Annotated in this window: 19 protein-coding genes, 1 other RNA gene and 1 pseudogene; 14 read left to right on the top strand and 7 right to left on the bottom strand. The window is 63.0% G+C overall.

All coding sequences use genetic code 11. From position 1 onward, the window contains the following. Positions 1-34 precede the first annotated feature (34 nt). The 7 genes and pseudogenes from ACZZ0O_RS12075 to ACZZ0O_RS12105 all read left to right on the top strand — a co-directional run bounded on the left by ACZZ0O_RS12075 (position 35) and on the right by ACZZ0O_RS12105 (position 11,345). A pseudogene (locus ACZZ0O_RS12075) lies at positions 35-929 on the top strand (restriction endonuclease). 144 nt (positions 930-1,073) lie between these two features. Next, positions 1,074-3,569, top strand: a complete 2,496-nt coding sequence (locus ACZZ0O_RS12080; RefSeq protein ID WP_463590861.1) for a type I restriction-modification system subunit M — start codon at positions 1,074-1,076, stop codon at positions 3,567-3,569. Then, the gene (locus tag ACZZ0O_RS12085) at positions 3,562-4,860 is read left to right on the top strand and encodes a restriction endonuclease subunit S (protein ID WP_463590862.1); all 1,299 of its coding nucleotides are present in this window, start codon (positions 3,562-3,564) and stop codon (positions 4,858-4,860) included. The genes ACZZ0O_RS12080 and ACZZ0O_RS12085 overlap by 8 nt, the downstream gene beginning before the upstream one ends. Then, positions 4,857-6,518 carry an ATP-binding protein gene (locus ACZZ0O_RS12090; RefSeq protein WP_463590863.1) on the top strand — a complete coding sequence of 554 codons (1,662 nt, stop codon included), beginning with the start codon at positions 4,857-4,859 and terminating at the stop codon, positions 6,516-6,518. Before ACZZ0O_RS12085 ends, ACZZ0O_RS12090 begins: the two co-directional genes overlap by 4 nt. A gap of 121 nt (positions 6,519-6,639) precedes the next feature. Continuing rightward, complete coding sequence (locus tag ACZZ0O_RS12095) at positions 6,640-9,981, top strand: type I restriction endonuclease subunit R (RefSeq protein ID WP_463590864.1); 3,342 nt, start codon at positions 6,640-6,642, stop codon at positions 9,979-9,981. A gap of 16 nt (positions 9,982-9,997) precedes the next feature. Further along, the gene (locus ACZZ0O_RS12100) at positions 9,998-10,699 is read left to right on the top strand and encodes a M48 family metallopeptidase (protein ID WP_323523216.1); all 702 of its coding nucleotides are present in this window, start codon (positions 9,998-10,000) and stop codon (positions 10,697-10,699) included. A 391-nt stretch (positions 10,700-11,090) separates the two neighbouring features. Then, positions 11,091-11,345 (top strand): XAC0095 family protein, encoded by a 255-nt coding sequence (locus ACZZ0O_RS12105; RefSeq protein ID WP_323515313.1) that lies wholly within the window; start codon positions 11,091-11,093, stop codon positions 11,343-11,345. Positions 11,346-11,615: 270 nt separating this feature from the next. Here the strand turns inward: ACZZ0O_RS12105 and ACZZ0O_RS12110 are convergent, their stop codons facing one another. The 3 genes from ACZZ0O_RS12110 to ACZZ0O_RS12120 form a co-directional block, all read right to left on the bottom strand. Beyond that, complete coding sequence (locus ACZZ0O_RS12110; protein ID WP_323515311.1) at positions 11,616-12,014, bottom strand: hypothetical protein; 399 nt, start codon at positions 12,012-12,014, stop codon at positions 11,616-11,618. After that, the gene (locus ACZZ0O_RS12115) at positions 12,011-12,463 is read right to left on the bottom strand and encodes a hypothetical protein (RefSeq protein ID WP_323523218.1); all 453 of its coding nucleotides are present in this window, start codon (positions 12,461-12,463) and stop codon (positions 12,011-12,013) included. Before ACZZ0O_RS12115 ends, ACZZ0O_RS12110 begins: the two co-directional genes overlap by 4 nt. A gap of 99 nt (positions 12,464-12,562) precedes the next feature. Continuing rightward, a complete protein-coding gene (locus ACZZ0O_RS12120; protein WP_055845724.1) occupies positions 12,563-13,192 on the bottom strand; it encodes a TetR/AcrR family transcriptional regulator in 630 nt (209 codons plus the stop codon). A 179-nt stretch (positions 13,193-13,371) separates the two neighbouring features. Here ACZZ0O_RS12120 and ACZZ0O_RS12125 point away from each other — a divergent pair, with 179 nt between their 5' ends. The 4 genes from ACZZ0O_RS12125 to ACZZ0O_RS12140 all read left to right on the top strand — a co-directional run bounded on the left by ACZZ0O_RS12125 (position 13,372) and on the right by ACZZ0O_RS12140 (position 17,974). After that, positions 13,372-14,151 (top strand): histidine phosphatase family protein, encoded by a 780-nt coding sequence (locus ACZZ0O_RS12125; RefSeq protein ID WP_055846294.1) that lies wholly within the window; start codon positions 13,372-13,374, stop codon positions 14,149-14,151. A gap of 1 nt (position 14,152) precedes the next feature. Continuing rightward, positions 14,153-15,028, top strand: coding sequence for an NAD(P)H-hydrate dehydratase (locus ACZZ0O_RS12130; protein WP_463590865.1), 876 nt, complete (start codon positions 14,153-14,155; stop codon positions 15,026-15,028). Between the two features lie 537 nt (positions 15,029-15,565). Continuing rightward, positions 15,566-17,026, top strand: a complete 1,461-nt coding sequence (locus tag ACZZ0O_RS12135; protein ID WP_463590866.1) for a glycoside hydrolase family 30 protein — start codon at positions 15,566-15,568, stop codon at positions 17,024-17,026. Between the two features lie 231 nt (positions 17,027-17,257). Then, the gene (locus ACZZ0O_RS12140; protein WP_463590867.1) at positions 17,258-17,974 is read left to right on the top strand and encodes a DUF429 domain-containing protein; all 717 of its coding nucleotides are present in this window, start codon (positions 17,258-17,260) and stop codon (positions 17,972-17,974) included. On the opposite strand, the gene ACZZ0O_RS12145 is transcribed toward ACZZ0O_RS12140, so the two are convergent. After that, the gene (locus ACZZ0O_RS12145; protein ID WP_463590868.1) at positions 17,968-20,328 is read right to left on the bottom strand and encodes a GH92 family glycosyl hydrolase; all 2,361 of its coding nucleotides are present in this window, start codon (positions 20,326-20,328) and stop codon (positions 17,968-17,970) included. The genes ACZZ0O_RS12140 and ACZZ0O_RS12145 overlap by 7 nt on opposite strands. 322 nt (positions 20,329-20,650) lie before the next feature. Further along, on the bottom strand, positions 20,651-20,953 hold the full coding sequence (locus tag ACZZ0O_RS12150; protein ID WP_463590869.1) for a hypothetical protein: 303 nt from the start codon (positions 20,951-20,953) through the stop codon (positions 20,651-20,653). A gap of 130 nt (positions 20,954-21,083) precedes the next feature. Here ACZZ0O_RS12150 and ACZZ0O_RS12155 point away from each other — a divergent pair, with 130 nt between their 5' ends. The 3 genes from ACZZ0O_RS12155 (at position 21,084) to ACZZ0O_RS12165 (ending at position 23,940) form a co-directional block, all read left to right on the top strand. Further along, a complete protein-coding gene (locus ACZZ0O_RS12155) occupies positions 21,084-21,713 on the top strand; it encodes an alpha-ketoglutarate-dependent dioxygenase AlkB (protein WP_463592444.1) in 630 nt (209 codons plus the stop codon). Positions 21,714-21,928: 215 nt separating this feature from the next. Beyond that, positions 21,929-23,638, top strand: coding sequence for an FAD-dependent oxidoreductase (locus ACZZ0O_RS12160; protein ID WP_463590870.1), 1,710 nt, complete (start codon positions 21,929-21,931; stop codon positions 23,636-23,638). Continuing rightward, entirely contained in the window at positions 23,635-23,940 is a 306-nt protein-coding gene (locus tag ACZZ0O_RS12165; RefSeq protein ID WP_463590871.1) for a UBP-type zinc finger domain-containing protein, read from the top strand. Before ACZZ0O_RS12160 ends, ACZZ0O_RS12165 begins: the two co-directional genes overlap by 4 nt. Positions 23,941-24,136: 196 nt before the next feature. Here the strand turns inward: ACZZ0O_RS12165 and ACZZ0O_RS12170 are convergent, their stop codons facing one another. Further along, complete coding sequence (locus tag ACZZ0O_RS12170) at positions 24,137-24,883, bottom strand: EAL domain-containing protein (protein ID WP_463590872.1); 747 nt, start codon at positions 24,881-24,883, stop codon at positions 24,137-24,139. 40 nt (positions 24,884-24,923) lie between these two features. Continuing rightward, a non-coding RNA gene (locus ACZZ0O_RS12175) (sX9 sRNA) lies at positions 24,924-24,999 on the bottom strand. Between the last annotated feature and the right edge of the window lie 116 nt (positions 25,000-25,115).

Raw genomic sequence — 25,115 nt, forward strand, 5'->3', positions numbered from 1 at the left:
CGTTAGCGCCGACGTCGCGCCACAGGGGAAGTAGATGGCCAATATCAGCAGGCGCCGCACGGGGGAACTGACCCGAGCGCTGTTCCATATCCTCAAGACTCAGCCGGAAGGCATGCGTGCGTCCGATGCACTGCTCTCGCTGGAAAAGCAGGTCGTGCTCACCGAGTACGAAGCGGGCGACTACGAAACCGGCGGCCGTCGCTTCGAGAAGATCGTTCGCTTCAGCACCGTGGCGCCGGTCAAGGCTGGCTGGCTGGCTGGTCAAGGACAAAGGCATCTGGACCCTCACGCCAGAGGGGGAAGCGGCGCTGGACGCATATCCGGACCCAGAGCAGTTCATCCGCGCGGTCGGGCAGCTGTACAAGAAGTGGAAGAGCGCCCAGCCCGTCGCCGACGAGGTCGACGATCCCGAGGGAGAGCTCACCGAGGAATCGGCCAGCATCACGCTGGAAGAAGCCGAAGAAATGGCATGGGCCGAGATCGAGGCTTATCTCGCTGCGATGCCGCCTTACGACTTCCAGGAACTCGTGGCCTCGCTGCTGCGGGCGATGGGGTATCACGTTGCCTGGGTGGCACCGCCCGGCAAGGACGGTGGCACCGACATCATTGCCTACAACGACCCGCTCGGCACCCGCCCGCCGCGCATCAAGGTGCAGGTCAAGCGTAATGCCAACTCGCCGCGGATCGATGTGACAGGCCTGCGCAGCTTTATGGCGGTTCTGGGGGAGGGCGATGTCGGTTTGTTCGTTGCGCTTTCTGGTTTCACCAAAGACGCTGATTACGAAGCGAGGCAGTCGCATCGGCGGATCAATCTGATCGATGCGAGGAAATTGGTAGAGCTATGGACGACGCACTACGCACAGCTCGGTGACACTGCTCGTACACAACTGCCGTTGAAGCCAGTCTGGTTCCTTGCTTCAGAAACCTGACGAAAGCCCTGCTAGGAAAGCTGATGGTCGCAGTGAGATGCCCGCACAAAACGCATCATCTAGCGCCGTCATTCCGTGCTGAGAGGCGAAACTGATGCCGATCTTTCACTCGAATTTAAGCATTACTAAAGAGAAGTTTGATTCATGCCATTGACCCTCCCCCAACTGGAACGCCATCTGTTCAAGGCTGCCGACATCCTGCGCGGCAAGATGGATGCCTCCGAATTCAAGGAATACATCTTCGGGATGTTGTTCCTCAAGCGCTGCTCTGACGTGTTTGAGCAGCGCCGCGAGCAGGTCATCGCCGAGCGCAAGCGCACCGGTGAAAGCGAGGCGCAAGCCAACGCTTCTGCCGAAAATCCGCGCTGGTACAAGGTCGAAGGTGCGTTTTGGGTTCCGCGGATCTCGCGCTACCAGACGTTGGTCAACGATGCCCACCAGAACGTGGGTGACGCGCTGAACAAGGCGCTGTCCGGGATCGAAGACACCAATAACAGCCTTGACGGCGTGCTGGAGCACATCGACTTCACCCGCAAAGTCGGACAGAGCAAGCTCCCCGACATCAAACTGCGCCAGCTGATCACCCACTTCGCTCTGCATCGCCTGCGCAATGAGGATTTCGAGTTCCCCGACCTGCTGGGTGCGGCTTACGAATACCTGATTGGCGAATTCGCCGATTCTGCCGGCAAGAAAGGCGGCGAGTTCTATACGCCGCGCTCGGTGGTACGGATGATGGTGCAGCTGCTCAAGCCCGAGCAGCATCACGACATCTATGATCCCTGCAGCGGGTCGGGCGGTATGTTGATCCTGTCCAAGGACTACATCGACGAACATGGCGGCGACGGCCGCAAGGCCAACCTATTTGGGCAGGAGTTCAACGGCACGGTCTGGTCGATCTCCCAAATGAACATGCTGCTGCATGGCATCAGCACCGCCGACCTGCGCAACGAGGACACGCTGGCCGAGCCGCAGCATGTCGCCGGTGGCGAGCTGCAGCGCTTCGATCGCGTGCTGACCAATCCGCCGTTCTCGATCAACTGGGGCACCGCCGACAAGAACACCGATGGTACGCTGGCCTGGGCACCGAAATTCCCCGAACGCTTCCGCTACGGCCAGGTGCCGCTGGGCGCGAAGAAGGCCGACCTGATGTTCCTGCAGCACATGGTGGCCGTGACCCGCGATGGCGGCATGATCGCCACGGTCATGCCGCATGGCGTGCTGTTCCGCGGCGGCGACGAGGCGCGCATCCGCGCTGGGTTGATTGCCGATGACCTGCTGGAAGCGGTAATCGGCGTCGCGCCCAACCTGTTCTACGGCACCGGCATCCCGGCCTGCGTCCTGGTATTGCGTCAACAGGTGCAGCATGGCGGCAACCGCGTCAGCGGCAAGCCGGCACAGCGCCGGGGCAAGGTGCTCTTCATCAATGCCGACCGAGAGTATTTCGAGGGGCGCGCACAGAACTACCTGCTGCCTGAGCACATCGAGAAGATCGTCACCACGTTCGATGAATTCCGCGCCATCGACGGCTTTTCCGCCATCGTCGATAACGCCACGCTGCTGGAGAACGGCTGCAACCTAAACATTCGCCGGTATGCCGACAACGCTCCAGCGCCGGAACCGCACGACGTGCGCGCGCATCTGGTCGGGGGCGTGCCGAGGGCCGAGGTGCAGGCCAAGGCCGCGCTGTTCGCCGCGCATGGCCTGGACCCGCAGGACCTGTTCGTCGCGCGTGACGCGGCGTATCTCGATTTCGCACCGACGCTGACCGCCCGCGCCGAGCTCAAGCCTGCCGTCGAAGGCAATCCCGGCCTGCAGGCGAAGGAGGCTGCGTTGCGCGACGCGTTCGAGGCCTGGTGGCAGGCGCACGGTACCCGCATCACCGCGCTGGCCGGGCGCCAGAATGACGCCGCTGCGCTGGTCGCGCTGCGCCACGAATTGCTGGCCAGCTTCAGCGAAGCGCTGGAAGCAATCGGCCTGCTCAATCCGTTTCAGGTGCGCGGCATCATCGCCGGCTTCTGGGTGCAGACCCGCTATGAGTTTCAGACCCTGATGGTGCGCGGCGCCCGTGGCGTCATCGACGCCTGGCGCACCAGCATCGTCACCGCACTGGAGGACAAGGCCAGCAAGGACAACCCGCTGGACCATAAGCTGGTGCGCTTTCTGCTGGTCGAGTTCGTCGAAGCCATCACCGAACTGGAAGGAAAGAAGGCCGAACTGGATAGCCAGATCAAGGCGGCCGACCCCAAGGCATCGAAAGACGCCGATGGCGAGGACGGCGATGCAGAGCCGGCCGATGAGGATGAGGAGGCCGTGGATGAGGACCAGCTCAGAGGCTGGAAGAAAGACCTTGCTGCAATCAAGAGGCAACTCAAAGCCCAGAAGGACAGCTTCTCCAATGAGCTTGATCGCAAGGTCGATGCATTGAGCGACGCAGCGGCCGCGGCGTTGCTGCTGACCATCCTGCACGACGACATGCGCGCCATCGTCGAGCGCTACGTCGCTGCGCAGCGCAAGGATGTCGTGGCCGCGTTCGAGACGTGGTGGGATAAGTACCGGGTGACGCTGGCGGATATCGAAGGCAAGCGCGATGAGGCGGCGCTGGCGCTGCGAGGGTTCTTGAAGGGATTGGGATATGTCTGAACGTTGGAAAAGAACCACTATCGCAGAGTGCCTTGCCGCATCCTTTGCAGGAGAGTGGGGAACCGATCCGGTTCCCGGAAATACGGTGGTTTACCGTGCGACCGATATCGACGATGAAGGTCGGATCGTTGGCGCTGGCGCTGCAAGGCGCCTTCCAATTGGGAAACTGACGTCTAAGATGCTCAAGACGGGTGACATTTTGCTTGAAGGCTCGGGTGGAGGACCGGGGAAGCCCGTTGGTCGGGTCGCCTATTTCGACAGCGAAGCGCATGGTAGTCCTGCGACCTGCTCGAATTTCTTCAAGACGCTCCGTCCATCACGCGATCAGGTCGATCCGCGCTTTCTTCTGCAGAAACTTTTCTGGTTCTACAAACAGCCACCAATCCTGGCTCTTCAGCAGCAGACAACAGGCATCATCAATCTCAAGTTCCAGGAGTACCTCGCTTCACAGGTTGAGATTCCCGAACTCGTGTCGGAGCAGGCGAAGATCGCGGAGATCCTCGACACTCTCGACACCGCTATCCACGAAACCGAGGCGCTAATCGCCAAGCTCAAGGCCGTCAAGCAGGGCCTGCTGCACGGCCTGCTGACGCGCGGCATCGACTCCAATGGTGAACTGCGCCCGCCACAGTCCGAAGCGCCGCATCTCTACGGGCCGTCGTCTTTGGGGTGGATTCCGAAAGAGTGGGAAGTTCGGTTGCTGGATGAGGTTGCAGTTCGAGGAAGTGGTCATACGCCAAGTAAAAGTGTGTCCTCGTACTGGAATGGCGACATTAAATGGGTGTCGTTGGCCGATACGCATCGGTTGGACGACATCTATATTTCTGAGACAGATAAGACGATTACTGCCTTGGGGATTGCAAACTCTTCGGCGGTTCTTCATCCGGCTGGAACTGTCATCTTGTCTCGTGATGCAGGGGTTGGGAAAAGTGCACTTCTCGCTTTGGATATGGCAGTTAGTCAGCACTTCATGGCTTGGCGATGCGGTGATCAGCTGAAAGACCTGTTCCTTTATTTCTACTTGCAACGTGAGAAGCCGAAATTTGAAGCGATTGCGGTGGGGAGTACGATCAAGACGATCGGGTTGCCATTCTTCAGGAGTTACAAGATTGCGCTTCCGTCGCGGCGGGAGCAGGATCAGATGGTCGAATATCTAATGTCTATGGAGATGAAGCAGGCGGATTCTCTTACAGAGTTTGCCAAGCTTAAGAAGCTCAAGTCCGGCCTCATGGACGACCTCCTCACCGGCCGCGTTCGCGTCACTCCACTGCTGGATGCCGCCACCGCATGACCCACCCCCTGCCAGCCGCCGAATCGCTGACGGTCGAGTTCAAGAGCGACCGCAGAAAGCTGTCAGACACCGAGCTGGCCGAGGCCGTGGTGTGTCTGGCCAACGCGGACGGTGGCGAGCTGTGGCTGGGCGTGGAAGACGATGGCAGGCCGACCGGCCTACATGCGGATCACCGTCAGTTGGTCGGCTTGCCCGGCCTGATTGCCGCACGCACCTCGCCGGCTATCGCGGTGCAGGTGGAGGCGGTGGAGATTGACGGGGTATCCACCGCGCGGATCGTGGTGCCCAAGGCCGCCACGGTGGTGTCCACCGCCGCTGGCGTCTATCTGCGCCGCCGGCTGAAGCACGACGGCACGCCCGAATGCGTGCCGATGCTGCCGCATGAACGCGATAGCCGCCTCGGCCAGCTTGGCCTGGTCGATGCCTCGGCGCAGCCGGTGGCCGGCGCGCAACTGTCGGATTTCGATCCGCTGGAGCGTGAGCGTCTACGCCAGGCCGTTCAACAGTATGGCGGCGACCGCGTGCTGCTTGAGCTGGACGACGAGGCGCTGGACGGCGCGCTGGGCTTCACGACGCGCCAGCCCGACGGCCGCCGCGTGCCGACGTTGTGCGGTCTGCTGGTAATCGGGCGCGTCGAGGCGCTGCGCCAGCATGTGGCCACACATGAGTTTGCGTTTCAGGTGCTGGCCGAGCAGGCCGTACGCTTCAACGAGTTCCGCCGCGTGCCGCTGCTGCAGGCCATCGATTGGCTGGAGACCAACTTCCGCCCTTATAACCCGGAGGAAGAACTGCAGGTGGGCCTGTTTCGCGTGCCGGTTCCCAAGGTCGATATGGGCGCCTACCGCGAGGCAGTGGCCAATGCGCTGATCCACCGCGATTACCACCGCCTGGGCGCGGTGCATGTGCGGCTGGAGAACGATGCGCTGGTGGTCAGCAACCCTGGCGGCCTGGTCGACGGGGTGACGCTGGACAACCTGCTGACCACCGAGCCGCGTCCACGCAACCGCGCACTTGCCGATGCGATGAAGCGCATCGGTGTGGTGGAACGCTCGGGGCGCGGGGTCGACACGATCTATCGCGGCCTACTGCGCTTCGGCCGGCCGGCGCCGGACTATTCCCGCACGGATAGCCACAGTGTGGTGGTGCGGCTGGATACCGGTGCGGCGGATCTCGACTTCGGCCGGATGGTGGTGGAGCAGGAGCGGCGCAGCAATGGCGAACTGCCGATCGACAGCCTGATCGCGCTGGCCGCGTTGCGCGAGCTCAAGCGTGTGACCGCCGACGAGTTGGCCGCGCGCATCCAGCGCGACCCGGCCAGCGCCAAGCGCACGCTGGAGGCGCTGACCGAGGCCGGCCTGATCGAGGCGCACGGCCAGACCCGTGGGCGGAGCTACACCTTGTCGGCGGCCGTGTATCAGCGCCAGGGCGAGAAGGCCGCCTATACCCGGCAAGCCGGCTTCACCAGCCTGCAGAACGCGCAGTTGGTGCTGAACTACGTGCAGCAGCACGGGCAGATCCGCCGTGCCGAGGTGATGGAGTTGTGCCGGTTGGGCGCCGATCAGGCCAAAGCCCTGTTGGGGCAGCTAAGGGAGCAAGGGCGGCTGTCCCAACATGGGACACGCCGTTCGGCTTACTACACCATCGAACCTGACGACTGACCGGTGGTCGGCAGGCGAACTGGGCGCTTTGGGAAGCTTTGGGGCTCTTTAGGAGTTTTTGGGAGTTTTTGGGAAATATTGGGATGTTCATGGATGCCTGCATCCAGCCAGGGAGACGTTGATGGGTTGGGAGTTGGAAGACGTTGAGAAGCCTTTCGTGGCGCAGCTGCAGGCGGTGGGCTGGACGCATCTGGCCGGCAGCCTGGACGACCCCGCCGTCACGGGACGGAGCGGCTTCGCCGAGGTCGTTCAGGAAGCCCTGTTGCGCGAGTACCTGCTGGCGCTGAATCCGGGGCCGGACGGCAAGCCCTGGCTGGACGACGCCCGCCTCACTGACGCAGTGGTTGCGATCACGCGCCTGGGCGCGCACAAGTTGATGGAGGCCAACCAGCAAGCCACCGAGCTGCTGATCAAGGGCCTGACGGTCGAAGGGCTGGCCGGCTGGGATGGTGGGCGCGGGCAGACGATCCGCTATATCGACTGGGACACACCGGCCAACAACCGTTTCACTGTGGTCAGCCAGTACCGCGTGGACTGCCCGCTCGGCTTCAACAGCGCCAAGGCCTTCATCGTGCCGGACCTGGTGTTGCTGGTGAATGGCCTCCCGCTGGTGGTGGTGGAGTGCAAGAGTCCGTCCGTCCCCGAGCCGTTGAGCGAGGCCGTGGACCAGTTGCGCCGCTACAGCAACCAGCGCAAAGCCGCGCTGGAAGTGGACGAGAACGAGGGCAACGAGGCACTGTTTGCCACCAACCAGTTGCTGGTGGCCAGTTGCGTGGACGAGGCGCGGGTTGGAAGTATCGGTGCGGGCTTCGAGCACTTCGCGCAGTGGAAGACGGTAGTGGGGCCGGACGGCGCAGGATCGGAGGCGGAGGCGGCGCAATGCTTCGGCAAGCAGAAGCTCAACGCGCAGGAGCGTTTGATTGCCGGCCTGCTGGCGCCAGCGAATCTGCTGGATGTGGTGAAGCATTTCCTGCTGTTCATGCAGGTGGGCGGGCAGACCATCAAATCGGTGTGTCGCTATCAGCAATACCGTGCGGTGAACCGTGCGATCGCAAAGCTCAAGCGCGGCCAGACCCGGTTGCAGCATGGCGAAAGCGATCAGCGTGGCGGCATCATCTGGCATACCCAGGGCTCGGGAAAGTCGCTGACCATGGTGTTTTTGGTGCGCAAGATGCGCGCCGAGCCGGCGCTGCGACGCTTCAAGGTGGTGGTGGTCACCGACCGTAAGGACCTGCAAGGCCAGCTGTCCGTGACCGCCACGCTCACCGGCGAGACGGTGGAGGTGGCCAACAGCACGTCAGATCTGAAAGCCCTGGCGCGGCGCAAGGGGCCGGGGTTGGTATTCGTCACCATCCAGAAGTATCGCGATGGCGACACCGCCAACGATGCGCCGCTGAAGGCCGAGGATCTGCCGGGTGCTGGGCACGCGGTCAAGGAGGCGCCGGCTTTGTACGGCAAGGCCGAAGCGTCTGCGGAGCACTTCGAGGTGCTCAACGATGACGACGCCATCCTGGTGCTGGTGGACGAGGCGCATCGTACCCAGGCCGGCGACCTGCATGCCAACCTGCTGGCCGGATTGCCCAACTGCGCGCGCATCGGCTTTACCGGCACGCCGATCATCATGGGCGAGAAGAAGCGCACACACGAGATCTTCGGTGAGTTCATCGACCGCTACACCATCAAGGAGGCCGAGGCCGATGGAGCGACGGTGCCGGTGCTCTACGAAGGACGTACTGCCAACGGCGCTATCAAGGATGGCGCGGACCTGGACGAACTGTTCGAGGATCTGTTCCGCCAGCACACGCCGGAAGAGCTGGAAGCGATCAAGCAAAAGTATGCCACCAAGGGTCATATCTTCGATGCGCCGGCGCTGATTGCCGACAAGGCGCGCGACATCCTGCGCCATTACGTCGCCAACATCCTGCCCAATGGCTACAAGGCCCAGGTGGTGGCCTACAGCCGGCTGGCTGCCACTCGCTATTTCGTCGCCTTGAAAGCTGCACGCGACGAGCTGCTGCAGGAGGCGGATGCGCTGAGCCCGCAGGACAAGGCGATGGATGATGAGGCCCTGTGCCTGCGGCTGCCGAAGGTGCGGGCAGTGGTGCAGGCCTGGCGCTATCGTGAGGTGCTGGCGCGTATCGAGTTTGCGCCGATCATCTCCGGCAGCAACAACGACGATCCCGCCTGGAAGCATTGGACCGACAATGCAGGCCACGAGTCCCTGATCAAACGCTTCAAGAAGCCGCTGCTGCATCCGGATATGACCAAGGCGGATCCGCTGGCGTTCCTGGTGGTCAAGTCGATGCTGCTGACGGGATTCGATGCGCCGATCGCCGGTGTGATGTACCTGGACCGGCCGATTCGCGAGGCCGAGTTGCTGCAGGCCATTGCGCGCGTCAATCGCACCGGCTTTGGCAAGCGCCGCGGCATCGTGGTGGACTATTACGGTGTGGCCCAGCACCTGAAGGAAGCGCTGGCTGCCTACGCCGACGAAGATGTGGTTGGCGCATTGGCAAGCTTGAAGGACGAGGTGCCGGTGCTACGCGACCGGCATGGACGGGTGGTTGATCTGTTCCGCGAACGGGGCATCGCATCACTAGCCGACACCGAGGCCTGTGTGGATGCACTAGGTAACGAGAAGCTCAGAGCGGAGTTCGTGGTCAAGCTCAAAGCCTTTCTTGGATCGCTGGACACGGTGTTGCCACGTCCGGAAGGCCTACCGTTCTCTGCCGATGCCAAGCGCCTGGCCTATATCCATGCGCGCGCCCGTAATCGCTACAAGGACACGCCGGTGCTTGGGAAGGACGTGGGCGCCAAGGTGCGCAAGCTGATTGATGACCATGTGATCTCTCTGGGCATCGATCCGAAGATTGCGCCGATCCAGCTGACAGATGCCCAGTTCGATGCACATGTGAGCCGGGCCGCGAATGACCGCGCCAAGGCTTCGGAAATGGAACACGCGGTGCGCTCGCATATCCGCAAGCACGCCGACGAGGACCCGGTGCTGTACCGCAAGCTTTCCGAGCGATTGAACGAGATCTTGCGGGCGTTGGGTGAGCAATGGAGCGAGCAGGTTGCTCAGCTGCAGGCACTGGTGGACGATGTGCGCAACGGCAGCGCCGGTGTTGCCGATGCGCCAGCGGGTGTGCCGGAGCACTGCGCGCCGTTTCTTCGCACGGTGATGGACGTGGTCTGTGCCGGACGCGAGCCGCCCCCGACGGAACTGCTCCGGTTGATGGACGTGACCGTGGAGCTGGTCGAGCTGTTGGTGCAGGAGCTGCAGAGCAACCGCAATATCTGGAGCTTGCACAAGCGCGCGGCACAGGAACAGCTCAATGGTTTGCTGTTCGACCGTCTGATGCGGCTGCGTCCCCCGCTGATGGACGAAGCTGCGGCGGGGCTGCTCACCGACAAGCTGATGGAACAGGCACGTGCCAGCCATGAGCGGTTGATGCAGGTGTGATGCCATGCGAGCAGCCATGACAGCCTCCAGTCTGCAGGTGGACGATCTGCTGTTCACGGTGCGACACAGTGCGCGCCGCCGGACGATGGAGATTACCGTCGAGCGTGATGGCGCGTTGGTGTTGTCTGCACCGCCGGACGTGGCAGAGTCCAGGTTGCGTGCCTTTGTGCAGGAAAAGCGCTTCTGGATCTACACCCGGTTGGCGGAGAAGGATCGTCTGCAACGCCATGCGCCGCGTAAGGAGTTCGTGGGCGGCGAGGGCTTTCTTTATCTAGGGCGGAGCTACCGGCTGAAGATGATGTCCGACCAGACCGTGCCGCTGAAACTGGCCGCCGGGCGTTTCTGCCTGGCGTCGCAGGCCTTGCCCGAGGCCAGGGAGCATTTCATCCGATGGTATGGGGTACGTGCCAAAGCCTGGCTCTCCACGCGCATGGTGGAGCATGCGGCCCGGATGGAAGTCGCACCGGCGGGCGTAAAGGTCCAGGACCTGGGCTACCGCTGGGGTTCGTGTGGCAAGGGCGACTGGTTGTACTTCCATTGGAAGACCATCCTTCTGCCGGCTCGCATCGCTGAGTATGTGCTGGTGCATGAGATGACGCATCTGCATGAGGCGCATCACACCCCGGCGTTCTGGCTACGGTTGGAGCGTGCGATGCCGGACTATGCGCAGCGCAAGGCATGGCTTGCCGAGCACGGGATGGACGTAGAAGGGATTTGAAAGATCTGATTGGTTGCGCCAATTGCGCGATTTGGCTGGTCTTGTGGCGGTGCCGCCGAGCTGGTGGATGACACGCGCTCTGGTCGGCTCGCAGGTAAGTTCACTGACGCGATTCCCGGCTAGCCTTGACGCCAAGCCTTGCCAGTAGCACGATCTCCTCACGGAGCCTCGAAACTCCACGTATAGCGGTACCCACCTCCGACAAACCGGTGGGTTTTTTGTGCCTGCTTGTTTAGGGGCGCAACCGATGCGATGCCTGCGTCGGGAGGGCGGCTAATACAACACCCGCAAGGGGAATACGCCCGCCGGCTATACGCGGTTTCGAGCCTCCCGACTTCCCGTCCGTCGCATTGCGGCGGGCAGGCTGATTCCATGGAATGAGGAGCAGGCCATGTCGGACGTTTTACGAGATGCGCAGTCACACCCGGGCTACTACTTGCCAGAAGGCGCGCAATACCGCTTGCAGCAATTGCGTGACCATATGCGCTTCTTGGCGCGCCTGGCGCAGCCACGCACGCAGGCCGAAGAGCAGGAGAGACAGCCGGCCATTTGTATGGACGAGTTGGCGGTCTGTCTGGAGCTACTGGCGACGCAGGTGACACAGGTGCTGGACGAGGTGCAATGGCCTGCGGCGGTGGAGTGCTAGGTGTGATGGCTGGCAGACAAAGACGGCAGGCTGATTGCGCAACCTGCCGTTTGATTTTTTATCGATGTCTAGTCGCCTGGAAGCAGAATCTGCCGCCCAGGCTGATGGTGTCCACGTATACGTTGATGCCGTTGAACTCGCCCTAGTGGCAGGTTTTCCTGACGCTCGGTTCCTAGCTGCTGATGACGTCGTAGCCGAGGTTGACGCTGTAGGGGCAGTAGAACGCGCGTGGACTGTGGAAGCAGCCTTCAAGTCACCAAAAACATTGCGTCAGTAGTCTCTCATCGGTCCGGACATCCAGGTCACATTGCCAGGCAGGACACGCTTGCCGTAAGTGAGCGTGCCGCGCTTGCCCACGATATTCAGAATGAAAGAGGGTGGCAGATCCTTGCGGCCGGGATTGGTGAATGTCACACGTAATTCGCTTGATTCGGGCTTGAAGCGCCACTTGGTACTTCCCGGCGGCAGGCTACGCGCAGCGATATTGGGCCAGTAAACCACCAGGCCGCCAATGCCGTCCTCGCCGCCTCCGCTGTAGACGAGGAAGCTATACGGACCATGGTTCACCTCGAATGCCACGATGTCCCCGGTGGCGAGGGCTGGCGCGCCCGTGAGTAGCATCAATAGGAGAAAGGGGGCGAGCCATGCGCTGCGTAAAGGGCGCTTCATTGTCCGTTCTTGCGCTTGTGCCGTGGTTCCCACGTGCTCTCAGGAGCATAGGGACCGACAATCCATGATGCGGTTCCTGGTATGACGCGCTTGCCCACGATGAGGCGGCCCTTGTTCCCTTCAATCTCAAGAGTGAAAGATGGAGGAACCTTCGAGTCACCGGAATTGACGTACTTGGCGCCGGCGCGGGTCAAGGCCTTATCCATGTGGTACTTCACCCCATTGAAGGGCAGGCCCATGTGCTCATAGCCGGGCCAGCTGATCATTGCGCCAGCGATGCCGCCACTTTCTTCGGAACCGCCGCCAACGTAAAGCTCCACTTCGTAATGGTTGTCCGGTGTCCTGAATGTGACAACCGTGCTTGTCGCATTAACTGACCAACTGCAGATAGCAAGCGCTGCGAATAGCGCCAAGCATACAACTCCCTTTTTGACGGCCATATCGCGCATGGCATCCCTCCTTGGTATGAGGCGTGATCTTATCCGATCGGCTTCGGGTGCCAAGTCACTGGCGCCGTGCGGTCGGCCACACTGGCCAGTTGGTGGTTGCTACACCGGCGCAGACTTCAAAATCCCAGACAAACTCTCACGCAAAATCAGCTGCAAATGCATGCGGTTGAGTTCCATGCCGCTGGTCATCACGCTGTGCAGGCCGCCGCACATGGCGGCGACGGCGAAGACGCGGGCCTGGAACTCCTGTTCGCTACTGGCCGGGTCGGCGTGGCCGCGCAGTAGCCGCTTGAGCAGGGCGCTGAGGTGTTCGATCAGCGATGCGCTCTGGCGGCGCATGAAGGCGGCCAGCACTGGGTCGCGCAGGGTGGCCAGGTGCAGCTCCAGGTCGATGCGGGTGCGCTTGATGTTGATTTCCTGCAGCAGCCATTCTTCGAGCAGGCCTGCAATGAAATCCACCACGTGCACGTTGGCCGGGCGGTCCACCAGCCACATCTGGCGGATGGCGCGCATATAGTTGCGCTCCAGCAGTGCGCGCACCAATGCGTCTTTGTCTTCGAAGCGTTGCAGCAGGCTGCCACAGGAGACCTTGGCGCGTTCGGCAATCAGTTCGAAGCTGGTGGCATTGAGGCCGATCTCGTCGATGCACTGTTCGGTGGCGTCGAGCACCTCTTCCAGCAGCAGTTCTTCGCGCTCTTTCGCCGTGCGTAGCAGCAGAACGTTGGACATGGGGAGCAGGCAGGCGGGGGGCTGCAGTATAGCGGCGTTGCGTTAGCCATCCGTTGCGTTCGCTAGGCTGTAGGCCATTGGTCATGGGTGCTGCGTGCGCTGCGTTGCAGTTCGTGCAGATGCGCCGATCGACCGTTTTTTCACGGCCGCTGTGCGACATGTGGGGCTCGTTGCAGGAGATGCATGTGAGTGAGAACAGTGCGGTTGCAGGGGTGTCGGCGCAGTGGCCGGCGCGGTTGTGGGTGGTACGTCATGGGCAGAGCGCAGGCAATGTGGCGCGCGATGTGGCCGAGGCCAAGGGAGCGGCGCTGATCGAACTGGAGCATCGCGATGCGGATATTCCGCTTTCGCCGCTGGGTGAGCGCCAGGCGGAGGCCCTGGGTGCGTGGATGGCAGGCCTACCCGAGCACGAAAGGCCGACCTTGATCCTGAGTTCCACTTATGTGCGTGCACGGCAGACCGCCGCGGCGGTGGCGCGGGCGCTGGGCCAACCCGCCGGTGCAGTGAGCTTGGACGAGCGGCTGCGCGAAAAGGAATTCGGCGTGCTCGACCGCTACACCACCTCCGGTATTCGAGATGCGTTTCCCGCGTTGTTTGAGCAACGTAACTTGGTGGGCAAGTTCTACTTCCGCCCGCCAGGTGGTGAAAGCTGGTGCGATGTGATCTTTCGCCTGCGCAGCATCGTGGGCGATTTGCAGCGGAATCATGTGGGTGCGCGCGTGTTGATTGTGGGGCATCAGGTGATCGTCAATTGCTTTCGCTATCTGATCGAGCGGATGGACGAGGCCACCATTCTGGGCATCGACCGCGAGGGCGATGTGCCCAATTGCGGAGTGACTGAGTACGTTGCTGCGGCCGATGGGCAGTCGCTGGAGCTGGTGCGCACCAAGTTTGTGTCGCCAGAGCTGGCGCAGGAGCCGGTGACCACCGAGTCCGATCGGCCGGCAGGAGCGCGCTGACATGGCTGCGGCACGCGTGCGGATGCTCACCGCAGCGGCATTGCGTGCTATGCCGCTGCCATCGCCCGGTGGCGACAAGGAGCAGCGTGGGCGCGTGCTGATTGTGGGTGGATCGATGCGTGTGCCAGGCGCCGCGTTGTTGGCTGGCGAGGCGGCATTGCGTGCGGGTGCGGGCAAATTGCAGATCGCCACCGCGGCGAGCGTTGCACCGGGGATGGCGTTGGTAGTGCCGGAAGCCTTGGTGCTGGGGCTGGGGCAGAACGCGCAAGGAGAAATTGTGCGCGGGCATCGCGCGCTCGATGCGGCCATGGCGTCTTGCGATGCGGCGGTGATCGGGCCGGGCATGGAGTCGACCAACACCACTGCAGCGTTGGTCAAACGTGCGATTGCGCAGGCGGTGTGCACGCTGGTGCTGGATGCGGGCGCGTTGTCGCCACGTTTGCGTGCGCCGGTGGGCCGCCCGTTCGTGCTGACGCCGCATGCCGGCGAGATGGCCACGCTGGCCGGCGACGACAAGGCGGCGGTGGAGGCGGCGCCTGGCGACTACGCGTTGGCGTTTGCGAAGACGATGCGCAGCGTGGTGATCGTCAAGGGCGCGGACAGTGTTATTGCCGGCCCGGATGGTGTGCTGTGGGTGCATCGCGGCGGTGCGTCCGGGTTGGGCACCTCGGGCTCTGGCGATGTCTTGGCGGGATTGATTGCCGGTTTTGCCGCGCGCGGCTGCGACGCGTTGACTGCTGCGTTATGGGGCGTGTTCGTGCATGCGGCCGCAGGCAGGCAGTTGGCCAAGAGAATCGGGCCGGTGGGGTTTCTGGCGCGGGAGCTTGGGGTGGAAGTGCCTGGGATTCTGGATCGGTTGGCACGGTCTGCGCTGTAGTGGACTTGCAGATGACTTGCGTCCTGCATCGGTCCGGGCGAAAGACAGCTTGCACACGACTGGCGGACGTGTTTTGGAGCGCTCGCGCCGCAAGATGGGGCTGGGGCACGAGTAAGGGTGCTGCGAATAATGGACGTGCTGTCCTGGTTGGCATCTGTGTTGTTGCGTTGATTGATGGAATGGGCACCAGTCCGTGCAGACGTACCCTCATCCGGCCCCTCGGGCCACCTTCTCCCGACGGGAGAAGGCTGAGACTGCGTCGTTGATTGAACTGGCTTGGCACTAAGCTCAGCAGACATAGCCTCATGCGCTCCCCGGGCACTTGTTCAACGGGGAGAAGCAATTCGCGCTTGTGCTCGTTTGTCGGGGCATTTGCGGCGCGTCGGTCGGTTAGGCTGTGCGACCAACCTGGGAGGGTGCACGGTGAAGCGAGCGATTGCGTGGTCGGTGATGGGAGTGCTTGGCGTTTGGAGCGCTGCGACTGAAACAGTGTTGGCATCTGCAGCGTCCGCAGCAACAACAACAACGCCGAGTCCGATGCCGGCATCAACTGCATCATCTGCCTCTACTCCTGCGGCGAATACGCTAGAAGCTGCCGTTGTAGATGCCGCTACTCCGCCGGCAGCACCTGCCGGCGCACTACGCGTCTACACGTCCGCCCAAGGCGCACCGCAGCAGATGCGTGTCAGCACCGCCGATGCGCCCAGGGCAGGGCATGCGCTGACCGAAAAAGAGAACTCCATCTTCGTCAATCCGCAGCGCCAGTTTCAGGAGCTGCTGGGCATTGGCGGGGCGATTACCGACTCCAGTGCGGAGACCTTTGCCAAGCTGCCCAAGCGGGCGCAACGCGCGCTGCTCACCGCCTACTACGACCCACAAAAGGGCATCGGGTATACGTTGGCGCGCACCACCATCCACAGCTCGGATTTTAGTAGCGGCAGCTACACCTACATCAAGGAAGGCGATGCAGCGCTGAAGAGTTTTTCGGTCAAGCACGATGCGAGATACCGCATTCCAATGCTGCGCCAGGCCATCGCTGCGGCCGGCGGAACCCTCACCACATTTGCCAGCCCGTGGAGCGCGCCGGCCTTCATGAAAGACAGCAACAACATGCTCAAGGGCGGCAAGCTGTTACCGGAGTATGCGCAGGCCTGGGCCAGCTACTACACCCGTTTTATCGCGGCTTACGAAAAGGCCGGCATTCCGATCTGGGGCATCAGCCTGCAGAACGAGCCGATGGCGGTGCAGACCTGGGAGTCGATGCTGTTTTCGGCCGAAGAAGAGCGTGACTTCCTGAAGAACCATCTTGGCCCGACCATGGCCAGCGCCGGCTATGGCGACCGCAAGATCATCGTGTGGGACCACAACCGCGACATGATGGTGCACCGCGCGCACGTGATCTTCGACGACCCGGATGCAGCGAAGTATGCGTGGGGCATGGGCTTTCATTGGTACGAAACCTGGGCCGGATTCGAACCGATGGTGGAGAACGTTGCAGCGGTCGCGCAGGCATACCCGGACAAGCATCTGCTGCTCACCGAAGCGGCGGTGGAAAAGTTCGACCCAGCCAAGTTGCAGTACTGGTCCAATGGCGAGCGCTATGGCACCGCCATCATCAACGACCTCAATCATGGCGCGGTGGGTTGGACCGACTGGAACATCCTGCTCGACCAGAACGGTGGGCCCAATCATGTGGGCAATTACTGCTTTGCACCGGTGCACGCCGACACGCGCACGGGTGAGGTGACTTATACGCCGAGCTATTGGTATATCGGCCACTTTTCCAAGTTCATCCGGCCAGGTGCGCGGCGGGTGAGTGCGGCCAGTAGCCGTAGCAATCTGATGACGACTGCATTTACGAACCGCGATGGCTCACTGGCGACGGTGGTGATGAATGCCAGCGACGTGGCAATCCGCTACAACCTGTATGTGGGTGAGGCGTCGAGTGCGTTGGAGATTCCGGCGCATGCGATCCAGACGGTGGTGATAGCGCGGTAAGCGTGATGGTACTCGGAGTGTTGACGGAGATTGCGTACCCTCATCCGCCCTTCAGGCACCTTCTCCCGGCGGGAGAAGGAGAGGCTTTGGTGTGTCGAAGCCGGCAGTGAGTCACCACGGGTGGATTAACGCTGCTCAAATGTTGTGCGCCATGTAAACGTGTAACCCAGGACAGGCGCTGTTGCATCACATGGCAGTCAACCGATGCATTTCTTTAGCGAGAACAGGTGCGTGAAACGACACCATTGTGTAGGCGTGGACGGTGCACGCAGCGGCTGGATTGCGGTGTGGGAGGCCGGTGATGCACTGGCGTACGCGTATTACGCAACGGTGGCCGAGCTGACGGTGGCGTTGCGCGACGTGGAGGTGCTGGGTGTCGATATTCCGCTGGGCTTGAGCGAGCACGCCTCACGCGCGGCAGAGGTGCAAGCGCGCCGCTTTGTGGGTGGGCGCCGTGCGTGCAGCATCTTTGCGGCGCCGTTGCGCGGCATCTTGCAGGCTGAAACACAAGCAGAAGCATCGGCGTTGCATCGCGTGCTGGATCATGAAAAGCAACGCGGCTTTGGTGTACAGTCGTTTGCGTTGCTGCCCAAGATTCGCGACTGGGACAGCGCGTTGCGTGCAGACCCCGCATGGGCGGAGCACGTATTTGAGGTGCATCCGGAAGTGTCGTTTGCAGCGCTTGCCGGCGGGCAAGGCCTGGCGGCACCCAAGAAAAGCAGCGAAGGACACCGACAACGGCGCACCTTGTTAGGCGATTACTGCGGTGCGGAGCGCGTTGCGTCGCTGCTGGAGCGCGTGCCGCGCGCATGTGCCCAGCCAGACGATGTGCTCGATGCCCTGGCGGCCCACTGGAGCGCGCAGCGCATTGCCGCAGGAACCGCTGGCAGTCTGCCAGCGGTGGTGGAGCGCGATGCCTGCGGGTTGCGGATGGGCATCTATTACTGAGCCGACGCCGGTGCCGACATCGAATACGGCCGCTGCCTGGGGTCGGTGGCCCATTGTGTGTTCGGTGTTGCCTGCATGCGCACGCGAAGTTCGCCGCCGGCCTGAATCTCCTGATGGGTCAGGTAGGCGCGAGTCAAAGGCGTGCCGTTGAGCGAGACGCTGCCGATATACGGGCGCGCTTTGCTCACGCCATCTGCGATGACGCTGAAATGCTTGCCGTTGGGTAGGTTGAGCGTGGCGCGGGGTAGGAACGGGCGGCCGATGATGTATTGGTTGCTGCCCGGCGCGACCGGATAGAACCCCAGTGTGGTGAATACGTACCAGGCCGACATCTGGCCGAGGTCGTCGTTGCCGGCCAGGCCTTCCGGGCCGGCATGGTATTGGCTGTCCATGATTTGGGTGAGGCGCGCCTGCGTGCGCCACGGCTGGCCGGCGTAGGCGTACAGATAGGCGACGTGGTGGCTGGGTTCGTTGCCGTGTGCGTACCAGCCGATCAAGCCAGTGATGTCTTCCATATGCTCGAACACCTTGGGGTCGACCTTGGCGTCGAACACCGCATCCAGCCGCGCAAGCAGCTTGTCTTCGCCGCCATGCGCGGCGGCGAGCCCGGCGACATCCTGCGGCACGTACCACGAGTATTGCCATGCGTTGCCTTCGGTGTAGTCGCTGCCATAGCCGCTGGCCGAGGGATCGAACGGTTCGCGGAATGCGCCGGCGCGGGTGCGGGCACGCAGGTAGCCGGTGGCCGGGTCGAACGCATGCTTCCAGTTGCCGGCGCGTTTGGTGAATTCGGCTGCAATCTCCCGCTTGCCGAGCGCACCGGCCATGCGCGCGATGGTCCAGTCGTCGAAGGCGTATTCCAGCGTCTTCGATGCGGCTTCGCCTTCTTCGTCGATGGGCACGTAACCCAGCTCGCGGTATTGCGCGATGCCGTCGTAGGGGCCGTAGTTGGCGCTGGCGACCATGGCATCGAGCGCTTCGTTGGCATCGAAGCCGCCGATGCCTTTCATGTAGGCATCGGCAATCACCGGCACCGCGTGGTAGCCGATCATGCACCAGGTTTCCAGGCCGTGGAATGCCCAAACGGGAAGGATGCCGTAGGCACTTTCGCGGCGCGACGCGAGCAGGGAATTGACCACGTCGCTGCTGCGTTGCGCTGGCTGCACCAGGGTGAGCAGCGGGTGCAGTGCGCGATAGGTGTCCCACAGCGAGAAGGTGGAATAATTGGTCCAGCCGTTGGCTTGATGCACGGCGTTGTCCGGCCCGCGATAGCGGCCATCGCTGTCCATGAACAGCGTGGGCCCGAGCAGGGTGTGATACAGCGCGGTGTAGAGCTGGGTGCGCTGTTGCGGTGTGCCTTGCGCATCGATCGCCGACAGCGCCTGGGTCCATTGCGCGCGCGCATCGGTGCGGACGCGGTTGAAATCGAAGTCCGGCACTTCGGCCTGCAGATTGGCGATGGCGCCGTCTTCGCTGACCGGCGACAGCGCCACGGTGACCACCAGCGGTGTGCCGTCGTTGGCCACATCGAATACGCCGACCAGTTGCCGGCCTTCGATCTGCGCGCGTTGCGCGGGGTGCTTGTCGCCCGGCGGCGGGAAGCCCTTGTACGGGATGTCCTGCTCGGTGTCGTGCAGCTGCGTGGCGGTGAGCGGGCGCGAAAAACGCATGGCGAAATACAACTGCCGCCCCGGTGCCCAGCCGCGTGTTTCGCGAAAGCCGGTGACGGTGCCATCGCTGCGCACGCGCAACCGCGACCACTGCACCTTGCCGGGGTAGTCGTACAGGCTGGTACGCAGATCCACCAGTACATGTGCCGGCTTGCCCTTGGGGAAGGTGTAGCGATGCACGCCCACGCGCGCGCTGGCGGTGAGTTCGGCGCGGATAGTGCGGTCTTTCAGCGTCACTGCGTAATAGCCGGGCTGCGCCTGTTCGCTGGCGTGATCGAACTGCGCGGTGTAGCCGCTGCCGGGTTTGCTGGCATCGCCGCGCTCCAGCTTGACCTCGCCAACTTGCGGCATCAGCAGAATGTCGCCCAGATCCGAATGGCCGGAGCCGGAAAAATGCGTGTGCGAGAACCCGACGATGGTGCTGTCGCTATGCCGATACCCCGCAGCCCATCCGTAGGCCTCCTTGCGCGGTTTGATCTGCGTATCCGGGCTCAACTGCACCATGCCGAACGGCACCGTGGCACCGGGATAGGTGTGTCCTTCGCCGCCGGTGCCGATGAACGGGTCCACCGCGTTGAAGGCAGACTCGGCCGCGCGTGGCGCTGCGCTGCCGGCAGTGACAGCAAGGCTGGCAAGCAGCATCAGCCAACGCAGAGGCGAGGATGCGATCGATCGGTGCGGCATGCGAAACGTCTCCGGCGGATGCAGCGCCGGACCGTAGCACAGCGACGTTGCCTGCCACAGGCGTCGCACCGTGCACGATGGGGTGATTGTTGTTGGGGTCGCTAGGTGGATATGGGGTGGCGATGCGCCGTTAAGCGAGCACGCAGGCAGCGGCGCAGCATCTATACCGTGCGAGGTGGACACTCGGCATGCGGCTCCCTCGTAGACGACTACGCGTTGCGATGGTTCAACGTGTGCGTCTGCGTCAATCAGCATCTGATATTCAACGACGTCGCACACCGCGCACCGCGCACCGCCATCGTCAATCGTCAATCGTCAATCGTCAATCGATGTGCGCGATGAAATGTTGCGCGCTGCCCGCCTGTGCCTTGACCTGCCCGGCTTGCTTGCCACTGATATGTACGAGAAGGACTTTTATGATGCGTACGCGAGCTGCGTCGCTGCACGCGGTAGTTGCATGCAACACCGCATCGCTGCCTGCGGCCAACACGATGTGCGCCACTTGCTCGGCAACGATAACGGGTTTGGCAGTAGCGTCGTCAACGCAGCTGGACACGCCGCAAACCACGGCCTCGGCAGGAGAGCTGCAATACACAGAACGACGCTGCAACTTCCAGACACCCACGCGTAGTCCGTGGCGTGAACGACACGCGGCATGCATCTATCGCAGCATGAAACTGAACTGGTCGGGTTGGCGCACTGCGTAACGACAGCGTGCAGCTGAAATCCTGGGCATTCGCCCGCATATGACGCAGATGGATTTGTTCGGCACCCCCGTCGCGCCCTTGCAGGTGCTGGACGATGCCGAAGGCGGCGTGCGCTATTGGCCGCAACTGCTGACGCCTGCACTGGCGCTGGAGTGCTTTGCGGAATTGCGCGAGCGCGCCGACTGGCACAGCCAGCGGCGTGAGATGTACGACCGCGTGGTGGCGGTGCCGCGCTTGCTGGCCTCTTACCGGTTGGACGCCGCCTTGCCGCCCGGCCTGCCGTTGCAGCGCCTACTTGATACAGTGCAGGCGGTGTTGCCCGCCCCGTACAACGCAGTGGGGTTGAATCTGTACCGCGATGGGCGTGACAGCGTGGCGATGCATCACGACGCGCTACACACGCTGCTCGCGCCGCATCCCATCGCGCTGCTGTCGCTGGGGGTTGCAAGGCGCATGCATCTGCGTGCGAACGATGGCCGCAGCCGCACCATCGGTGTGGAGTTGGCATCGGGCAGTCTGTTGGCGATGAGCCATGCCTCGCAGCTCACGCACACGCATGGCATTCCCAAGACCAGCCGGGCGGTGGGCGAGCGCATGAGTGTGGTGTTTCGTGTGCGTCCGGCCGAGCGCATGGCGGCGGGGCAGCACGGCCCGCATTGGCAGCCGGCGCAGCGCTGATGCACATGCGGGCAGTCGATTGGCCGGTGGTGCTTGGCTGAGCGCGGGTAGTTTTGCAGCGACCCGCACGCGCGTCTCTGGCAGCTGCCTGCGCTCGCGTGCGCTTGCCACTGCGTGTCGTCTGGTATGCCTGACATTGCCTATTTCGGGTGATTGCCATTGCCGTCACCACTGGCCATGCTTGCATGCAATCCCCCCTCAAATGCTGCCGATCCATGCCTCTGGACGATACCCGTCACCATCAGATGTTTCCCGAGCTGGACGCGGGCCAGTTGGCGATCACGCGGCGCTTTGCCAGCGGGTCGGCGCAGCGGTTCGACGCCGGCGAGATCGTGTTCGAGGTCGGCGACGCGCACGCACCGGTCTGGGTGGTGCTGGAGGGCGCCATCGAGGTGGTGCGCCGCGACGGGCTGGGCAACGAAAAGCCGATCACCCGGCACACGCCAGGCCAGTTCACCGGTGAGGTGAGTCAGCTGGCCGGTCGCGCATCGCTGGCGGCCGGACGTGCCGGGACCGATGGCTGCCTGGCGCTGCCCTTCGACACCGCGCATCTGCGCGCGCTGATGATCAGTTCGGCCGAAGTGGGCGAGGTGGTGATGCGTGCATTGATCCTGCGCCGCGTGGGCCTGATCGAAGGCGATGCGTCGGGTTCGGTATTGATCGGCGCGCCTGACGATCCGCACCTGACCCGTTTGCAGGGGTTCTTGACCCGTAACGGCTATCCCAACACGGTGATGGATGTGTCCGATGCCGAGGGCCGCGCCCTGGTCGAACGGCTGGGCATCCAGAAGCACGATCTGCCGGTGATGGTCTGCCCCAGCGGCCGCGTGCTGCGCCAGCCCAGCGATGCCGAAGCTGCGCATTGCCTGGGCATGACGCCTGATATCGACCCGGACAAGCGCTACGACGTGGCGATTGTGGGCGCCGGCCCTGCGGGTCTGGCGACGGCGGTCTACGCCGCGTCCGAAGGCTTGTCGGTGCTGGTGATGGACCAGCGCGCCATCGGCGGGCAGGCCGGCGCATCGGCACGCATCGAAAATTATCTAGGCTTTCCGACCGGTATTTCCGGGCAGGCGCTGGCCGGCCGCGCCTATAACCAGGCACTGAAATTCGGTGCGGAGTTGGCCATCCCGATCGAAGCGGCAACGCTGGAGTGCAGTCGCGACGATGGCGCGCTGCGTCTGGATCTGGCCGACGGCAAGCAGCTGCAGGCCAGCACCGTGGTGATCGCCTCCGGCGCGCGCTATCGACGCCCGCAGATCGATGGGCTGGATCGCTTCGAAGGCCACGGCGTGTCGTACTGGGCCTCGCCGGTGGAAGCGCGCCTGTGCGAGGGCGGCGTGGTGGCGCTGGTGGGCGGTGGCAATTCTGCAGGGCAGGCGGTGGCGTTTTTGGCGCCGCGCGTCAAGGAGCTGCACCTGATCATTCGCGGCACCGGGCTGGAAGCCTCGATGTCGCAATACCTGATCGAGCGCATTGCCGCGTTGCCCAACGTGCACCTGCATACCAGCACCGAAGTGACCGCGCTGGAAGGCGACCACGATCGCGGCCTGCAGGCCGCTGTGCTGCGGACGCGCGGCGACGGTGCAACCACGCGCGTGGAGTTGCGGCATTTGTTTCTGTTTGTCGGCGCCGACCCCAATACCGCGTGGGTGCAGCAATGCGTGGACACCGACGCGCGTGGCTTCGTCATTACCGGTACTGCGCGCGGCGACGGCGTGCCGGCGTGTCTGCCGCTGGAAACCAATCGCCCTGGCGTGTTCGCCATCGGCGATGTGCGTGCCGGCTCGGTCAAGCGCGTGGCGGCTGCGGTGGGCGAGGGTGCCGCCGTGGTCGCACAGATCCATCAATATCTCGCCCATCAGGCCAATCCGGTGCCGGCCTCCGAACTTGCCAGCGCCAATCAGGAGTCGACCACCGCATGAGCCACCAGTGCACCCATACCGCGCAGATTGAAGAGGTCACGCCGAGTGCGCGCGGCTGCGAGGAGTGTCTTGCCATCGACAGCGCCTGGGTGCATCTGCGCCTGTGCCGCATCTGCGGCCACGTGGGCTGCTGCGACGATTCCCCGCATCGCCATGCCACCGCGCACTATCACGCCACCGGCCATCCCATCATCGAAGGCTACGACCCACCCGAAGGCTGGGGCTGGTGCTATGTGGACGAAGTGGAAGTGGAACTGCCGGATCAGACGCCGCAGCTGGGGCCGATTCCGCGGTATGTGTGAGCGGCGCGTCGGGTTGGTGGGGTGCTGATGGTTGGCTGGCGAGCCGCTGGGAATCGGGAATCGGGAGTGGGGAATCGTTGGAGCGGTTTTTGTACTGCTGACGTCTTATGTGTTTGGGTGGTGTGTGGCTGATCGTTGATGAGGCGGGATGATGAGCGTTCTGTTTCGTTTCACTCATGCGCACGCCTGCACACACTCACTCCGGCCACTGCACCTGCGGTAGCAGGCCGATCTGCGGCCTGGCGAACAGGTAGCCTTGCTGCAGGTGGATGCCCATGTCGCGCAGGGTGCGGTATTCGTCGGGTTGTTCGATCCCTTCGGCGATCACGGCGATGCCGAGTTCTTCGCACATGCGGGTGACGTGGCGCACGATCGCCTGGCGGCTGCGGTCGGTGTCGATGCCGCGGATCAGGGCGATGTCCAGCTTGAGCAGGTCCGGCTGGAAGTCGGCCAGCAGGCCGAGCCCGGCATAGCCGGCGCCGAAGTCGTCGATGGCAGTCTTCAAGCCGCGCGCTTGATAGGTGCGCAGGATGTCCAGCAGATGCGCGGGGTCGGTGAGATGTTCCTGCTCGCTGACCTCGAAGATGATCGCATCCAGCGGCCAACCATGTTGCGCAGTGGCCGAGAGCGTGGCGCGTAGGCAGTGCTCGGGGTTGTAGACCGCATTGGGCATGAAGTTGATCGACAGCAGCGCCGGTAGCGCGATCTGCGCGGCGCATTCGATCGCCTTGATACGGCAGGCCTGGTCGAAGGCATACCGGTTACGCTCATCCACGGCGGCCAGGATGCTGCCGGCCGACTCGCCGTTGACGCCGCGCACCAGTGCCTCGCCGGCATAGATGCTGCGCGTGGAGACGTCCACGATCGGCTGGAAAGCCATGGTGATGGCGGTGGGAAAGTCGTGGCCGTCGCGGCAGGCGTTGCAAACAGGAAGTTGGGTCATGGCGTAGAGAAAATCGTACGGCGTGGATCGAGCTTAGAGTGGCTAACACAACATAGCGAGCAGTCGTCAGGTGGATGTGGACCGCGCGCTCAGAACCGGAGTGTACGAGTGGTACTCCGAGCACCGGCCGCGCCCGCCTGGCGGTTGCACAATCCTTTTTTTTGCTGCTCTTGATCCTATCGGCCGCAATGGCGCGTCATTGAGCCTAAATTGCGCATCGCAGCATCCTCAC

This window comes from Xanthomonas sp. AC360 (genome assembly GCF_979258225.1).

What these genes read in the sequence shown, in the direction of transcription:
- ACZZ0O_RS12080 (WP_463590861.1), top strand. Translation starts at nt 1,074, where the DNA reads ATGCCATTGACCCTCCCCCAACTGGAACGCCATCTGTTCAAGGCTGCC.
- ACZZ0O_RS12085 (WP_463590862.1), top strand. Translation starts at nt 3,562, where the DNA reads ATGTCTGAACGTTGGAAAAGAACCACTATCGCAGAGTGCCTTGCCGCA.
- ACZZ0O_RS12090 (WP_463590863.1), top strand. Translation starts at nt 4,857, where the DNA reads ATGACCCACCCCCTGCCAGCCGCCGAATCGCTGACGGTCGAGTTCAAG.
- ACZZ0O_RS12095 (WP_463590864.1), top strand. Translation starts at nt 6,640, where the DNA reads ATGGGTTGGGAGTTGGAAGACGTTGAGAAGCCTTTCGTGGCGCAGCTG.
- ACZZ0O_RS12100 (WP_323523216.1), top strand. Translation starts at nt 9,998, where the DNA reads ATGACAGCCTCCAGTCTGCAGGTGGACGATCTGCTGTTCACGGTGCGA.
- ACZZ0O_RS12105 (WP_323515313.1), top strand. Translation starts at nt 11,091, where the DNA reads ATGTCGGACGTTTTACGAGATGCGCAGTCACACCCGGGCTACTACTTG.
- ACZZ0O_RS12110 (WP_323515311.1), bottom strand. Translation starts at nt 12,014, where the DNA reads ATGAAGCGCCCTTTACGCAGCGCATGGCTCGCCCCCTTTCTCCTATTG.
- ACZZ0O_RS12115 (WP_323523218.1), bottom strand. Translation starts at nt 12,463, where the DNA reads ATGCGCGATATGGCCGTCAAAAAGGGAGTTGTATGCTTGGCGCTATTC.
- ACZZ0O_RS12120 (WP_055845724.1), bottom strand. Translation starts at nt 13,192, where the DNA reads ATGTCCAACGTTCTGCTGCTACGCACGGCGAAAGAGCGCGAAGAACTG.
- ACZZ0O_RS12125 (WP_055846294.1), top strand. Translation starts at nt 13,372, where the DNA reads ATGCATGTGAGTGAGAACAGTGCGGTTGCAGGGGTGTCGGCGCAGTGG.
- ACZZ0O_RS12130 (WP_463590865.1), top strand. Translation starts at nt 14,153, where the DNA reads ATGGCTGCGGCACGCGTGCGGATGCTCACCGCAGCGGCATTGCGTGCT.
- ACZZ0O_RS12135 (WP_463590866.1), top strand. Translation starts at nt 15,566, where the DNA reads ATGCCGGCATCAACTGCATCATCTGCCTCTACTCCTGCGGCGAATACG.
- ACZZ0O_RS12145 (WP_463590868.1), bottom strand. Translation starts at nt 20,328, where the DNA reads ATGCCGCACCGATCGATCGCATCCTCGCCTCTGCGTTGGCTGATGCTG.
- ACZZ0O_RS12155 (WP_463592444.1), top strand. Translation starts at nt 21,084, where the DNA reads ATGGATTTGTTCGGCACCCCCGTCGCGCCCTTGCAGGTGCTGGACGAT.
- ACZZ0O_RS12160 (WP_463590870.1), top strand. Translation starts at nt 21,929, where the DNA reads ATGCCTCTGGACGATACCCGTCACCATCAGATGTTTCCCGAGCTGGAC.
- ACZZ0O_RS12165 (WP_463590871.1), top strand. Translation starts at nt 23,635, where the DNA reads ATGAGCCACCAGTGCACCCATACCGCGCAGATTGAAGAGGTCACGCCG.
- ACZZ0O_RS12170 (WP_463590872.1), bottom strand. Translation starts at nt 24,883, where the DNA reads ATGACCCAACTTCCTGTTTGCAACGCCTGCCGCGACGGCCACGACTTT.